At 47.1% G+C, this 14,552-nt stretch carries 12 protein-coding genes; 1 reads left to right on the top strand and 11 read right to left on the bottom strand.

What is annotated here, in order from left to right; all coding sequences use genetic code 11:
* Positions 1-4: 4 nt before the first annotated feature.
* Positions 5-2,260, bottom strand: coding sequence for an ATP-binding cassette domain-containing protein (locus KB559_RS04055; protein WP_211020443.1), 2,256 nt, complete (start codon positions 2,258-2,260; stop codon positions 5-7).
* A 69-nt stretch (positions 2,261-2,329) separates the two neighbouring features.
* Complete coding sequence (locus KB559_RS04050; RefSeq protein ID WP_211020442.1) at positions 2,330-3,238, bottom strand: ArsR/SmtB family transcription factor; 909 nt, start codon at positions 3,236-3,238, stop codon at positions 2,330-2,332.
* Between the two features lie 183 nt (positions 3,239-3,421).
* Between KB559_RS04050 and KB559_RS04045 the strand changes: the two genes are divergently transcribed.
* Positions 3,422-4,921 carry a glycoside hydrolase family 43 protein gene (locus KB559_RS04045; RefSeq protein WP_211020441.1) on the top strand — a complete coding sequence of 500 codons (1,500 nt, stop codon included), beginning with the start codon at positions 3,422-3,424 and terminating at the stop codon, positions 4,919-4,921.
* A 93-nt stretch (positions 4,922-5,014) separates the two neighbouring features.
* Here the strand turns inward: KB559_RS04045 and KB559_RS04040 are convergent, their stop codons facing one another.
* The 9 genes from KB559_RS04040 to KB559_RS04000 form a co-directional block, all read right to left on the bottom strand.
* Positions 5,015-5,620, bottom strand: coding sequence for a DUF1349 domain-containing protein (locus KB559_RS04040; RefSeq protein ID WP_211020440.1), 606 nt, complete (start codon positions 5,618-5,620; stop codon positions 5,015-5,017).
* A gap of 28 nt (positions 5,621-5,648) precedes the next feature.
* Entirely contained in the window at positions 5,649-6,848 is a 1,200-nt protein-coding gene (locus KB559_RS04035; protein ID WP_211020946.1) for an MFS transporter, read from the bottom strand.
* Positions 6,849-6,933: 85 nt separating this feature from the next.
* Positions 6,934-7,962 (bottom strand): ROK family protein, encoded by a 1,029-nt coding sequence (locus tag KB559_RS04030; RefSeq protein ID WP_290407126.1) that lies wholly within the window; start codon positions 7,960-7,962, stop codon positions 6,934-6,936.
* A gap of 508 nt (positions 7,963-8,470) precedes the next feature.
* Positions 8,471-9,844: a PD40 domain-containing protein gene (locus KB559_RS04025; RefSeq protein WP_211020438.1), complete on the bottom strand. Its 1,374-nt coding sequence runs from the start codon at positions 9,842-9,844 to the stop codon at positions 8,471-8,473.
* Between the two features lie 184 nt (positions 9,845-10,028).
* Positions 10,029-10,505: a DinB family protein gene (locus tag KB559_RS04020; RefSeq protein ID WP_211020437.1), complete on the bottom strand. Its 477-nt coding sequence runs from the start codon at positions 10,503-10,505 to the stop codon at positions 10,029-10,031.
* 55 nt (positions 10,506-10,560) lie between these two features.
* Positions 10,561-11,664 (bottom strand): metallophosphoesterase, encoded by a 1,104-nt coding sequence (locus KB559_RS04015; RefSeq protein ID WP_211020945.1) that lies wholly within the window; start codon positions 11,662-11,664, stop codon positions 10,561-10,563.
* Positions 11,665-11,759: 95 nt separating this feature from the next.
* On the bottom strand, positions 11,760-12,467 hold the full coding sequence (locus tag KB559_RS04010; protein WP_211020436.1) for a DNA alkylation repair protein: 708 nt from the start codon (positions 12,465-12,467) through the stop codon (positions 11,760-11,762).
* Positions 12,468-12,574: 107 nt separating this feature from the next.
* Complete coding sequence (locus KB559_RS04005) at positions 12,575-13,369, bottom strand: SDR family NAD(P)-dependent oxidoreductase (RefSeq protein WP_211020435.1); 795 nt, start codon at positions 13,367-13,369, stop codon at positions 12,575-12,577.
* Positions 13,370-13,503: 134 nt separating this feature from the next.
* Positions 13,504-14,514, bottom strand: a complete 1,011-nt coding sequence (locus KB559_RS04000) for an AraC family transcriptional regulator (protein ID WP_211020434.1) — start codon at positions 14,512-14,514, stop codon at positions 13,504-13,506.
* Positions 14,515-14,552 lie beyond the last annotated feature (38 nt).

Genomic DNA, 14,552 nt, shown 5'->3' with positions numbered 1-14,552 from the left:
ATGATTATGCCAAGTATTTCCCCGTAATCGACTGTTCCGCATGGATGATCTGCGAAGGGGTGCCTTCGAATACCACCTGCCCCCCTTTGCTTCCCCCGTCCGGCCCCATATCGATAATCCAATCCGCTTGGCAGATCACATCCAGGTTATGCTCAATTACGATGACCGTATTGCCTGCATCCACGAGACGGTTCATGATCTCCAGAAGGTGGCCGATATCCGACATATGCAGGCCGGTGGTCGGCTCGTCCATCACATAAATGCTGCCCTTCTTATGCAGCTCGCTGGCCAGCTTGATGCGTTGGCATTCCCCTCCCGATAACGTGCTGAGCGGTTGCCCTAGCGTGATATAGTTCAGGCCCACATCACTCATGGCTTGGAGTTTACGCACTACCTCTTTGAGCTGAAAAAATTCCAGCGCCTGCTCCACCGTCATCTCCAGTACTTCTGCTATGGACTTGCCGTTCAGCTTGTACTCGAGCACCTCTTCCTTGAATCGTCTGCCTCCGCATACTTCACATGGCAGCTTCACACTGTCCAGGAATGCAAGATCCGTATATACGACACCAAGCCCTTGGCAATTCTCGCAAGCCCCCTTGGAGTTGAAGCTGAACAAGCCTTGATTCACCTTGTTTGCAGTAGCAAACGCCTTACGTACATCATCCATAATCCCTGTGTAGGTCGCAGGATTCGAACGTGTTGATACGCCCACCGCCGACTGATCGATGACGATCGCATCCGGATGGCTGCCGAGAAACACTTCGTTAATCAGCGTGCTCTTGCCCGAGCCGGCAACACCCGTCACAACGGTCAATACGCCTGTTGGAATATCAACACTCACATTCTGCAAGTTGTGTAATGTGGCATCCTTGATGGACAGCTTACCGGAAGGCTGCCTGCAGTCTTCCTTCAACTGGATCGGCCGCTTCATATAGTTGCCTGTCAGCGTACCCGAATCCAGTAAGTCTTCGTAGCTTCCTTCAAAAACAATAGTACCGCCGCGGCTGCCGGCGAAAGGCCCGACATCGACGATATGGTCCGCCACTTTGATTACATCCGGATCATGCTCGACGACAATTACGGTATTGCCTTTGTCGCGCAGCTTCTGCAGTAATTCATTTAACCGGTGCACATCGCGGGGATGCAATCCGACGCTGGGTTCATCAAAGATGTAAGTGACATCCACCAGACTGCCGTTCAGGTGCTTCACCATCTTGACGCGCTGTGACTCACCGCCGGATAAAGTGTCCGTCTCCCGGTCCAGCGTCAGGTAATCGAGCCCGATATCGACCAAATGCTGCAGCCTTTCCGTCAGTGACTTAACGATTGGCGCAGCGACAGCGTCGTCAATTTCCCGAATGACGCGAAGCAGCTCGCCGATCTCCATGGACGCCATCTCCGCAATGTTCCGCCCATGGATTCTGCTGCTCAGCGCGGCCTGACTGAGTCTCGCACCGCGGCAGCTCGAACAAGGTCCTTCGGAAATGTAAGGTGCAACTATTTTTTGCGTTCGCTCCGACTTCGCTTTTAAATCTTGCTTGATATATTTATTGGTGAATTTCTCAATAACGCCTTCTACTGTAATATTCGTGGCCTTACCGGCAAAATCCATCTTTACTTTTCTGGCTTTGGAGTATAGCAGGTGATCCAATTCTTCATCCGTATAATCGCTGAGCTTCTTGTCGAGATCGAAGTCTCCCGACTGTACGATCATGTTCCACTCCCATCCGCTTACGGAATAGTCCGGCAGCATCAGGGCCCCTTCATTCAGCGACTTGGACATATCAACGGCCTTACTCATATCGACGCCTAATTTGCGGCCGATTCCGTTACATTCGGGACACATGCCTTGCGGGTCGTTAAACGAAAACATGTGCGCTTGTCCGACATAAGGTTTACCCACTCGGGAAAAGAGAAGCCGCAAAATAGGAGAAATATCGGTAATCGTCCCCATTGTGGAATGAGAGCCTCCGCCCAGGCGCTTCTGATCCACGATCACAGCCATGCTCAGATTCTCGATGACATCCGTATCCGGCTGCGGAACCCGAGGCAGGAATGTGCGCACGAACATGCTGAAATTCTCATTCAGCAGTCGCGTTGATTCCGCGGCGATCGTATCGAATACGATCGAAGACTTGCCGGATCCTGATACTCCCGTAAAAATCGTGATTTTCCGTTTAGGAACTCGCAAGGATACATTCTTGAGGTTGTTCTCCCGGGCACCCGAGATTACGATATACTCCTGATTGGATTGGCTCATGCTAACATCCTTCCGATTGGTTATTAACTACTTTACTTAACTACACCAATCCATAATATACCATAAATTTTATCCTTTAAGGTGCACACGAATCAGAATATCCTGGTCATGATTTCCAAAACCGGCCCCATAAATCGTCAAACCGCCTATATTGACGGCCTGCTCATCCACTGCGAAACGAAGCGTCCAGAACGGTTCCGATAACTTGATATCCGCTACAGTCACATCCGACATCCGTTCCCCATCTATAAAGGTTCCTGAAGCATCGATGCGGATCGTCTTCAATAACCCGTATTGATTCACATTTCTGTGCCACCACTTCGGCGTATATTTGCCGCGCGCCGCCCTTCCGAAGTCCGCCGGGCTTGTCCAGGTTCCAAGGGATATGCCGTTAAACTCGAACCGAATATCCGAAGGCCAATGATCTCTCAAGCCGGGCGCTTCCGAAGCAATTTCCATCGAGATTTCAATAGCATCAGCGACTTCGTCAGGAAGCAAATAATTTGGCGTTTTGTATTCGACATAGCCTCTTCCGAACCACAGGATCGAAGCGTGAACCCGCTCTGGGTCCAGAAAATAGCGCGGATCGTCCCAAACGCCGATTTCCTTCTCACGCGTACCTAACCCGCAGGTAGGATGAACTTCAAAGGCGGTATAATGACCGACTGAAATGCTCTGTTCCCTAATCTTTGCGTTTCGGCCGGCAGTGGGCAGCTCGATTTCAATCGTTTTTTGCTTAAGAAAACACAATTTGTGCGTGCCTCCATTTTGGCGTACCCTGCGGCTGCCAATGAGACCGGCGTCCTCGAGTTTTCGGATATGCATGGTAACAATGGATGGGCTTAGCTCCAACCTTCCCGCAATCTCTTTCACATTCATTTCCCTATCGGCAATGAGGTTCATAATTTTCCATCGGACCTCGCTTGCCAGCGCCTCATATAAAGCCATGAATTGGGGTTCCCCGTTCGCTTTTATCATATTGACCATTAAACTCCTTACCGCGCATGCACATATTGAAATCACATATATATTAATTTAACGGATTTAATATAGAGCATCAACACTGGATTATTGAAATAAACAACCCGTTGGTGTTTAATTTTCTTAGCTCACATGTAAACTGAATTCATATATATGTAATTTTAAAGAAGAGGTGTACAAATGAAGTACAATAATCCTGTTATTAAAGGTTTTTACCCAGACCCAAGTGTTTGCAAAGTAAACGATACCTATTATCTGGTTTGCAGTACTTTTCAGTATTTCCCCGGGGTACCGATTTTTGAAAGCAAAGACCTGTTAAACTGGACCCAAATTGGGCATTGCTTGACCCGAAAAAGCCAAATCCAGCTGGAGACGGTGGGCAGTTCCGGAGGTGTGTTTGCTCCTACCCTTCGTTACAATGACGGTCGTTTCTACATGACGACAACCAACGATACCACCCGTCAGAATTTCTATGTCTGGACTGATAATATTTACGGCGAATGGTCGGATCCGATCCCTGTCGATCAGGGAGGAATCGATCCGGATTTATATTTTGAAGACGGCAGAACGTATTTCATGAGTAACGGAACAGACGATTTCGGAGTCAACGGAATCGTTCAGTGCGAAATCGAAATTGAAACCGGACGCAAGTTGACGCCTAGCCGTTCGATATGGCAAGGAACCGGCGGGCGCTATTTGGAAAGCCCTCATATGTATAAAATCAACGGCCGATATTACCTGCTGGCAGCCGAAGGCGGGACCGAATACGGCCATATGGTCACTTATGCGCGGGGAGAATCTCTTTCCGGCCCGTTCGTAGCTTATTCGAATAATCCCGTACTGACCAATCGTAATTTAGGCGGTTATGAGCTGCAAGGCGTTGGTCACAGTGATCTGATTCAGGATCACGAAGGGAATTGGTGGCTCCTTCATCTCGGCTTCCGGCAAACCGGCCAATGGCTTACGTATCATCACTTGGGTCGCGAGGTTTTTCTTACCCCGGTTACTTTCGCGGAAGATGGTTGGTTTACGGCAGGCCATAACGGCACTACGCTGATGAGCTTTGAAACGGATCGGTTCCCTGACAGTATCATTCAACAAGAGAAAAAGTCTTTTACATTCGAAAACACGGATTGGAATCTGGACTGGTGTTATCTGCGCCATCCGGCTACGGAAAACTATCTGCTCGAACCCGATAAAGTGACGTTGAAAGGAACCGAAGTGAATCTGGATGTTCCATTGTCACCAACATTTATAGGAATCCGTCAAAAAGATTTCAACGCAGTCATTTCCTGCGACATCAGCCTAAAGGGCGGCGAAGCCGGAATTTCGGTCTATATGGACGAAAACCACCATTATGATTTGGCCTTGCGCAACGGCCCGCAAGGATACGAGGTCATCGAGCGGCTTAATGTAGGAGATATCAAATCCGTGGAAAGAGCGATCGATCTCGGACAGTGCAATCATGCCACATTGGTGATTAAATCAACCCCTACTCATTATCATTTCTATGTCCGGACGGATAATGGTACGGAGAATTTACTCGGAGCTGCACAATCGAGATATCTCTCATCGGAAGTTGCGGGCGGATTTACGGGGGTCCTTATCGGTTTGTATGCCACGGGAAAAGAACGAGATTGCCATGCGGAGTTCAAACGATTTAGCATCGTCTATTCCTGATGATTCAATATTTAATGTGGTGAATTAACACTTATGATAGTATGCAATTTAAAGCAAAGAGCCGCGGATATCGCGGCTTTCTGTCTTGTTCATTTATTCTCCTGCTGGATCGGTATGGAGGTCTTGATCCGGTTCTGTAAAATCCCAACGGGTAAAGGTTACCTCGAGTCCATCCCGGGTTGGAGAGCAGGCAAACGGTCCTGCCTGATTCCCAGCCGGATAAGGAAACCGGGCTACGCGAATAGTGCGCCATGCATGATGCCGCGTACGTGCGCGGATGATCACCGCGTCCTTCATAATCGAAGCGCGAAGCGTAACCTCTTCCCCGGCCCATTCCGGCACGGCGGCAAGCGACCAATCGGAATAACCGTCGGTTACGACGGCGGAAAGCTGCGGAATTCCGTCATTGATTTCAATGCCCGCTTTAATCCATTGGCCCGGGCCATGATACAAGAGGATGCCTGCCTGATCGTACAACTCCGTGAAGGAAGAGAGTTGGAACGAGACCTCCACAGCCTTGTCGTTACTCCAATCCGCCAACAAGGCGGCTCCATCCTCATACTCAAAACCATAAAAAGTCTTTTTCCAGAAGTCTCTTCCCTTTTCGGGCACCACCTTCAGGAAATGATCTTCTATCCGGGCAGACAAGGGCTTATTGAGCCATTCCCCCGCCTCCCAATCCATTTTCTTAATCATCATAGTTTTGGACTCCTTAATCAAAGATAGATTAAATTAATTCCCCGCGCTTTTTCAAATAACGATATAAAATACAACCGCAGACGGAACATAAAAGAGCACATAAGGCAATAAATCCGTAACCCGCCTGCAGCCCTCGCAGCAATCCGTTGGCATTGCCCGCCCCATACATTTTTTTCACAATTTCGATGACAAATCCGATAACGTAGTTGCCGATCACACTGCCCAGTCCCATTAACGTGACCGTAAAAGTAATCGCGGTGTCGCTTCCGCGCGGGTAACGTTTCGCAATAAAGGCCATCACGGTCGGATAAATCATGGCAATCCCAATCCCCGCCGCCGCAAACAGGAAAGACCACGATTCTCCCCCGACAATAGCGGCAAATGTACAAAGCGCAGACATGCCGGAGAATATAATTAGGGAAAACGTAAATCCGATTTTATCGGTTACAGGTCCCAAGAAGAGTCTGGCAAGAGCGAATAGAAGGAAAAAGGCGGACAGCATACCCGAGGCTTTTACGGTGTCCCAGTGGTATGCTTTTTCCAGGAAATTGACCAGCCAGCCCCCTACAGCTAATTCGGATACAACGCCGAAGGAGAGTATGAGCACCATCCACCACAATGCGGGATCTCTCATCAATTCCTTTAGGGGAGTCCGGCTCTCATTCGCAAGATCATCTCCAGGAAAAGTACTGCGCAGGGCAGTCAGGATCGGAAGCAAAGATAATGAAAGCATGACCAGATACATTCCGCGCCAATCCAGCGCATGACCGAATACTTGAACCGACATGACTCCTGTTGCAATCAAAGGCGCGACCGTGGAACTTAATCCGTAGAAGGCATGCGATAAATTCATCATGGTTCCCGTATTCTTGACAAAGATCCGCGCTCCCAGAATGGCCAACGCAATCTCAAGCATCCCGTTTCCGATATACATCAAAAAATAGGAAGCGGCAAACAGCGGGTACGTATGCGATATGAAGATAAATACGCCTGAAATCAGCATGGAGGCAAAAGACAGAATACTTGCGGCTTTGATCCCCCATTTTCTAACCAATACAGCGGTAAATGAGCAGGCTATCAGATAACCCAATGCGTTCAAAGATAACAGACTACCCAGTTGTTCTTCATTTAGATGGAAATCAAATTGAATCCTTGGAATGGCAGGTCCTTTAATATTCTCCGAGATTCCAAAAATGATAAATCCCAGAAAGATGGTAGCCAGTTGCATAGCATAGATCTTATTAAATTTTTTGGATGTTTGCTTCAAACTGTTAATCCTCCTAAATCAATCAGCGAGTTACGAAAATTCTACACTATCTTCTCTCCACCAATTGCAAACGATAAGTTAAACTTTCCAAAGTAATAGCTATAATGCCGGTCAAATACTCGTCTTGCGTATTGTTCTTTATTAAGAGACTTGGCATATGTTCTTCTGGAATATATTGAAGACAACCCTTTATCAATTCCTCCGACATGGAAGGATGCGTTAAATCCCCGGTGATGGCAACAGAAACCGGGTTGATGATCGTTATAATCGAACTTAACAGTTTGGCTGCCAATGCAATAAAGTCATCTTTATTATGCAGTCGTTCCAATTGCTCTTCCCGCGTAATTCCAAAGGGGAAATAGGAAATTTCGCCTGCAAAGTTGGTATTCCCGGTGACCATACGTCCGTTTACAATAAAACCTGCGCCGGGATAATGATTCTTGGGAAAAGTGACAATAGCAAACGTCTTATCTTCCTCAAAATTTTGCAGATTATAGAACCCATAGACCGTCAGATTCATGTCATTTTCTATAATGACGTCTATGTTGTATTTTTCTTCAAGCCGCGGACCCAAAGGTTCACCTGCCAGAGGAGCCACATCGCAAATTCCGATGATTCCTTGATGGGCAACTCCCGGTATACCAATCCCGATCGCTTTTATGTTGTGATATTTAACCGTGAATTCCTCGATCAACTGATCAATGGTTTCAACATCAATGAAATCCAAGCTTCTTGTTCCCTCTTCCATTTTCTCGCCAAGTAAATTGACGAGCGCATAAACTATTGAATGAAGGCCTCCTTCCGTTTTTACCAATAAACAAAGAACATACGCATAATCGGCGTTGAACATGTACTGTCTGGCCGGGCGTCCGCCGCTCGATTCTTCCAGTTCTCTCTCCAGAACCTCCCCGCTTTGCACCAGTTCATTAAGGATCGTGCCGCAAGTAGCGACACTTAATCGCGTCATATTCGCAATGGAAGCCTTCGTCCCCGTACCAACGGCCTTCAATGTGTTTTTCACTAACTCAACATTGATCTTTTTCACTTGCAGCGTATTATGGGTTGTCGGATTCACGGCGGCATGTCCTTTCTTCATGAGTTATTAAAATACTTATAATAAGTGTGATTTTAAAGGAAAATGAGTAGATGTCAAGCTTAATTTGAGAATGATAGGCTAACTTTGCAGTACCCGATTAAGCGCAGCCCATAACTTGATGTCAACAAAATACTCCCCCTTCGAAGGAGAGTGCCAATCCGGGTGAACTTGTCCTGATTTTGACCAGCAATATAGGTGAATCGGTTTTTGTTTGAAATGTTCTTCAGTAATAGTGACGGTTGCTACGAACCGCCTCTTATCATACTCGCCAAGCTTTTCGTAATCTTTTTCCGGATTCTATCGCTGTATTGCATTTGAAGGGAATGACCCATGTCGGTCCAAAAAAATAACCGCCTCAGTCACCCCCATCCCTTCACATGCTGACTTCAATCGTATAGCAGGTTGTGCGTTGTTGCTCAAGCGTTCCGCAATGAAAATCAGCGTTCGTGCTAATAACCTGGCTTAACTTAGCCGATCTAAATGATGACTATATGAACGACAGCTGTCCACCCATTTGCCGAATGTGGTAAACGTCGGCCCACAGAATAAAATAATTGTAGAACATTTCCCCGATTTGCACAGGGCGGGGATATTTCACGATGAGGGCGGCTTGTTTGTTCATCTCTGCCGGTTGGTCGGCTGACGGAAAAATGAAACACGCCTCACGGCTTTGTATTCTCGTCATAACTATTCTAGGAGAAGAGCCGTAAGGCTTCAATGGATGAGAAGCTTCTGAGCGGCATACATCGGCAATCCGGTCGCCCGCAGATATCGCGGATACCTGGAAAAAACCATCCTCCCCTTCGTACCTCTCTTCGCTTACCCGGCGCCAGTTTGCGGGATACGGAAAGGATACCCGGTATACGAAACTTGTGAAGATGCTTTCCGGAACCCTTCTGACTATCGGAGACCACTGGAAAGCGGTAATCCGGCCGCCGCTAAGAACATTCACCGGCATCTGCTCACTGAAACTGGCAATCCAGAGCTGACTTGCGCTTTCTAACCCTGCACATCCAGATAAGTAAGCGATTTTAGAACCGTCCGGAGACCAGTCGACAGGAGTGGCGAAGCAGTCTGAAAGCGCCAAAGTCCTTGGACTCTGACCGGTACGGCTATCGACTTGAATAAGAGAATAATAATTTGGCTCCCTATAGGCGGTTGCGCTGTAGGCGATGCTCCTGGAGTCAGGCGACCAGGCCGGAAAATAGTTCTTGGCGAGCGGTCCGCCTTCCAACGTAAAGACGGCGCCCGTGGCCAAATCTACCGTGGAAATGATGGAGATGCTTGCGCCAGGGAATGTATAAAGTGCGAAGGTTCCGTCCGGGGAAATCCGAACGTCATGGAGCGGTCCGTCCGTATTTTGCGTGATTTGTCTTCGGTCTGTGCCATCGGCCCGGATGCGGAAGAGCTGTGTGTTGCCTGTGGAATCCGGGGCCCCGAAAAGAAGTTCCGCACCCGAAGGGAACCACTGGACATCGCTGGCACCCGGCTCCGGGATAGCATAACTTCTATGTGAAAAAGTATCATAAATTATGATACGCGAGTTTTTTACATATGCGAGATACCGGCTGTCCGGGGACCAGTCCAGCAGCGTGTAGGGTTCGATTTGGTCGATCCTGGCGACGGCGTTCGTGACTGTATCCAGCAGGTGAAGCACGTTACCAATGCCGATAAAAGCGATTCTACGGCTGTCCGGAGACCAATAGGGAACGGAAAATTCCGAACCAAGCCCCTGTGTAAGTTGAATATTACGACCGTTCTGCGGTCGGTACAGCCAAATGTCGAACTTTCCGCCGCGGTCTGACGTGTAGGCAATCCATCCTTGAACGAAATCTTGAGGAACAGCTTGCACGGCCAACATCCTCTCCTGAATCATCTTATACTTAAGATATATTCATAAGTGGATCATTAGGCGACTGTTCATTCAGAGTCTGTATTTTTAATGAAATGCGACATCTCCGAGGGACTACCATTTAAACGATAAATTGGAAAATTTATATTAAAGAAAGAAGGACCTTGCCCTTCAAGGCAAGGTCCTTCTTTCTTTAACGGGATAATAATTTCTTATAAAGTTTAATAACGCTGAGATGCATGCCTTCATGGTATAAATTGAAACTGAGGAATTGTTCCGGCGTTTCCAGAACCATCCCCGCAGACGTAGTATATGGCGGGACAATCTTGTCTTGCAAACGATGACCCAAAGCAGTTCGTATCCGCTCTTGCTGTTCTTTCAGCAGAGTCTCAAGCTCCGGCAATGTTGGCACTTGAAAGGATGCGGGCCAATTTAACGGTGAAGATCCGTTTTCGAATTGTTCGCTGAATCCATTCGGCAGTTGTTGCGGAAGATTCAATTGTTTAAATGCAAACCGTTCACATACGACATAAATGTGCCCTAAATTCCACCTTATATTATTTCGGAATCCTTCGGGGATCCGGTCTGCAAGTTCCTCCGTGACTCCCTCCAACAATTTTAAGGTTTGGCCTCTTACAAAGGATAATTGATTGAACAAGAACTGCTCCATTACTATCACTCCTTAATGGTTGTATGTAATGCCAATTCTACCATTACGATTAACTTTATTCGAACCTCACCATTATATTGACAATTTCAGACCTCGTGCCGATCCGAATCGGGGGTCCCCAGAAACCGAAACCGGACGTAACTATGGATTGCATGTTTCCTTTTTTGAGATAACCCCAATCATTCTCGAAAAGCGCATTTGTAATCAAGTTACCGGGAAATACCTGACCACGGTGAGTATGGCCTGAAACGACAAGATCCACTCCCGCTTGTTCGGAGAGCCCCAATTCCGTAGGCTGATGATCCAATAGAATTACCGGCTTCTCCGGGTCGGTATCGGTCATCAGCTTGTCTACCTGGAGCCGCTCGGGATCGCTCATGTCTTTGCGCCCAACAATCGTAAGCTGGTCATTGATCGTTTTCGTTTCGTCATATAGAACATTAATTCCGCTGTGTTCTAAAGTATCAATCAATTCCTGCATCGTGCCCTTATGTTTATCATGATTGCCCAGCGTAGCGTAAACACCGTATGGCGGAGCATCAAGTTTAGCCAATATCACATCGATCTTCTGATCGATAAAGGGCTGAATATCGTCGTCGAACATGTCACCCGGCAGCAAAATGAGATCCGGCTTGAGCGCATTCATTTCCTTGACCAACCGCTCCGCATGATCTTTGCCCGATAACAACCCAAAATGCGTATCCGCCGCCATCGCAATGTTAAGTGAAGAGAGCGATGATGAACCTTTTTCCATCTTAATTCTATATGTAGTTATGATCGGGCTGTAGGCATTGAAAGTACCGTAGCCCATTAAAGAAATCACCAATACCAGTGTCGCCATTCCCGCCCAGAACTGAGTTCTCTGCCGTGGTAACCGGGTGAGACGTAACAGAATGACCGTTATATGAGCAAGCGGTACCAGCAATATCAGCAAATAAAATATGGCCATCCAATAAGCCCCGAGAATCCCCAGGATCTTTAGTCCCGGAATTCGTGCGATGATGAACGAGCAGGCGGCCAGTCCGACCACGAGGATGTAGAGAGTCTTGAATTTCCAGGACGAACTAGTCGGTCGAAGCCAGCGGTACCCGCGCCAACCGATATAATAAACTATCCCGCCGTAAATTAAGATGGCGATGATTCCGATAACGATAAACATGTCCATTCCCCTTCGTCGTTTATCAACTAAACTTATCATATCTTCGATGGAGGCAAAAATAAACAACAGCCGGTCGTTATGACCGGCTGCTGATTTTAACACCTTACATGTCTCCGTTTGAAGCCCAGCTGCTGTTTGTCTACTGCTTTTTGAATGTTGTCGGAAGCATTAAGGAATTTACTTTTTGTCTTATCCTTGTTGACTTCAACAGGGCCGACTGCTTTTGCCGTCTCGACGGCCTGATCGTGCAACGGCATATAGGAAACCGCCACGGTGTAAATAAAGTTATTCATCGCATATTTGGCTCGCTCAGGAGCATCATGAATCCGGCTTTTCACCATATCGAGCATTGCGGAGATTTTATCTTCGGCAAATTCGCTGTCAGGCCGATTACCCAAAAGCCAGCAATAACAACTCCAACCCCCGGACATCCTCAGCTCTTCCCCGCTCGCGATCCATTTATCGGCTACTTCTTGGGCAATATCGCTTTCGGACAAGGTTACCGCAACGACATAATCGGATAACATATAAAAATACGCCGCATCCATCCAACGATCATAATCGTCTTCCGTCATGGCTTTGGGGTCGGCAATGATCCCGGCAAAGTACATGGCGTCGTAGTTGCCGGTAGCGTAAAGCTCCTCAGCTAATGGCTGATTTATTTTGGTTTTCTTGAAGATGGGTTTCATGTGACCCGTAGCCACGCCAAATAACGGTTCATGCGCGCCATTGGATAAATATATTTTCTTCGTACGTTCCTTACCAAGCGACTCAAGCTCCTGCATGACCATGTCCAAATTCATGAAATAGCACTTCCCTTAACTTTTAAATACTTTCATCCAGTTTATTATAACCCATACCGTCAAAGGAAGTATCCTTACTGAATTAATAGACACGCATCTTGTAGTGGTCAAAAAATAGTCGGTACCATGCCCCCATCCATGCGAATCGGTGAACCTTTAAATGCAGATGCATAGGGACTGCAAATAAATGCGGCTAGCCTGCCTATTTCACTTGGACGGATAAATCGCTGAATTTCGGATTGAGGCAGGTTTGAAGCCATAAACTGTTTCTCTTTTTCAGCAAAAGTCATATTGCCATCAGCAAAGATACCTTCAATGATTTGCTGTACATTTTCGGAGAGCGTCGGTCCCGGCATAATCGTGTTGACGGTAACTTCCGTTCCGATTGTTAATTTGGACAAGCTCTTCGACAGAGACAATAACATGGATTTAGTCATGCAATATTGAGGCATTTGTCCCGAAGGCATTACGGCTTCTTCACTCGAAATAAAGATAATGCGGCCAAAATTGTTGTTCAGCATGTGAGGCAAATAATATTTTGACAACCCATTCGCCGCAAGAACATTGGTCTGGAAATATTTATTCCATACTTCATCGTCGACATCTTCATATGACATGATTTCGTATATGCCCGCATTGTTAATCAAAATATCAACACTCGGGAATTTAGCGAATAAAGCCTCTCTTTGCCCGATATCCACGATATCAGCAGCAGCATTTTGAGGATTGGTTTCCGGAAATGCCAGTTTTATTTCATTAACGGTTCGCTGCACTTCTTCCTCATTTCGCCCATTGATCAGGACATTGACCCCTTCTTTGGCGAGCTCCAAGGCAATTGCTTTACCTATTCCTTTGGTTGATCCTGTAATTAACGCTGTTTTATTCTTTAATCCCATATCCATCCTGCATTTCTCCTATATCAGTAAATTTCAAAGCAGTCTTATGCTTCGGATAGGGATTATCTTACCTTGTCTGAATCATTCGGTAACTAGCGCCATACGCCAATCTTCTTGTTTAACACGCCACATTTAATAAATCAGTTTGTCCCCAAGTGCTCCGTACGCCATTGCGATGGAGTATCCCCTTCCCATAGACGAAAGGCACGGTAGAATGAGTTCTGATCTTCATAGCCAACCAGGAATGCTACTTCTTTAATTTCGAGTGAGGGGTCAGATAAATACTCCCGTGCCTGTTCATGTCTAGCTTCCGATAACAGTTGCTTGAAGCTTGTGTTCTCGTCTGTCAGCCGTCTTTGCAGCGTCCGATCGCTCATTCCGAGCTCTTTTGCGACAACCTGAATGTCGGGTCGTCCTCCCGTAAGACTGCGTTTCAGGATCCATTTAACCTTCTCCGTTATGGTGAGCGTTCGCTGTTGTTCACTAAGCGATTGATCCAGGGCGGGGGTCAATATTTCTAGCAGCTCTTCGTTAAACGACTTAAAAGGAAGATTCAAATCTTTCCGATGCAATATCAGCCGGTTATGATCGGCGCCTATGACGATCTCACAACCAAAGAATTCCTCCAGAGCCTGGACATCGCCCATGGAATTTGTAAATTCAACGCACTTTGCTGTCAAGTGTTCCCCCGTTCCCCTTCGCCCTAGCTCCAGCAAAAATGCCAGCGTGATACCAACCAGTAAAGGCGGACCGGATTGATCGGGATTTAGCCACTCCAGCTCAATCGTGCAATTCTCTGCTTCTTCGGTAATTCGCAAGCTTTCGGGAGGACACAATCGCTTGTACCTTGCCATTCGATAAAGGGCATCGCGGTAATCACGAGCGTGGTAAGTCGCTAAAACGTTGGGCGGATACTTGGACGTTTCAAAGGCGGTTGCAAGCTCAATGATTCCTCTGGCCGTGTCGCCAATGAGATCGGAATAGGCCTGCCAGATATCAAAATATTGGGCGGTGGAAACTTCCGTTTCAGTAATAATGGTCAGGGGCAGTCCCGCTTTGCGAGCTACGTCTTGAGCGGAGATCCCTAAGGTTCGCAATCCGTCCCAAAATCCTGGCGGGAATTTTATTCGTTCAAAAGGTTGAGACTTCATCTCCATATCCCTCCTTTCTTGGCAATTTTTAGAAAACA

It is taken from the genome of Paenibacillus sp. Marseille-P2973, assembly GCF_018101095.1.
GTDB classification, from domain to species: Bacteria; Bacillota; Bacilli; order Paenibacillales; family Paenibacillaceae; genus Fontibacillus; species Fontibacillus vini.
The sequence above is the reverse complement of the archived record's forward strand: the minus strand, read 5'-3'. Positions and strand labels throughout refer to the sequence as shown.

Bases quoted from the DNA above. Each gene is read 5' to 3' on its own strand.
- KB559_RS04000 (WP_211020434.1), bottom strand. From the start codon at position 14,514: ATGAAGTCTCAACCTTTTGAACGAATAAAATTCCCGCCAGGATTTTGG.
- KB559_RS04050 (WP_211020442.1), bottom strand. From the start codon at position 3,238: ATGATAAAAGCGAACGGGGAACCCCAATTCATGGCTTTATATGAGGCG.
- KB559_RS04015 (WP_211020945.1), bottom strand. From the start codon at position 11,664: ATGTTTATCGTTATCGGAATCATCGCCATCTTAATTTACGGCGGGATA.
- KB559_RS04025 (WP_211020438.1), bottom strand. From the start codon at position 9,844: ATGTTGGCCGTGCAAGCTGTTCCTCAAGATTTCGTTCAAGGATGGATT.
- KB559_RS04055 (WP_211020443.1), bottom strand. From the start codon at position 2,260: ATGAGCCAATCCAATCAGGAGTATATCGTAATCTCGGGTGCCCGGGAG.
- KB559_RS04005 (WP_211020435.1), bottom strand. From the start codon at position 13,369: ATGGATATGGGATTAAAGAATAAAACAGCGTTAATTACAGGATCAACC.
- KB559_RS04010 (WP_211020436.1), bottom strand. From the start codon at position 12,467: ATGAATTTGGACATGGTCATGCAGGAGCTTGAGTCGCTTGGTAAGGAA.
- KB559_RS04045 (WP_211020441.1), top strand. From the start codon at position 3,422: ATGAAGTACAATAATCCTGTTATTAAAGGTTTTTACCCAGACCCAAGT.
- KB559_RS04035 (WP_211020946.1), bottom strand. From the start codon at position 6,848: ATGCAACTGGCTACCATCTTTCTGGGATTTATCATTTTTGGAATCTCG.
- KB559_RS04020 (WP_211020437.1), bottom strand. From the start codon at position 10,505: ATGGAGCAGTTCTTGTTCAATCAATTATCCTTTGTAAGAGGCCAAACC.
- KB559_RS04040 (WP_211020440.1), bottom strand. From the start codon at position 5,620: ATGATGATTAAGAAAATGGATTGGGAGGCGGGGGAATGGCTCAATAAG.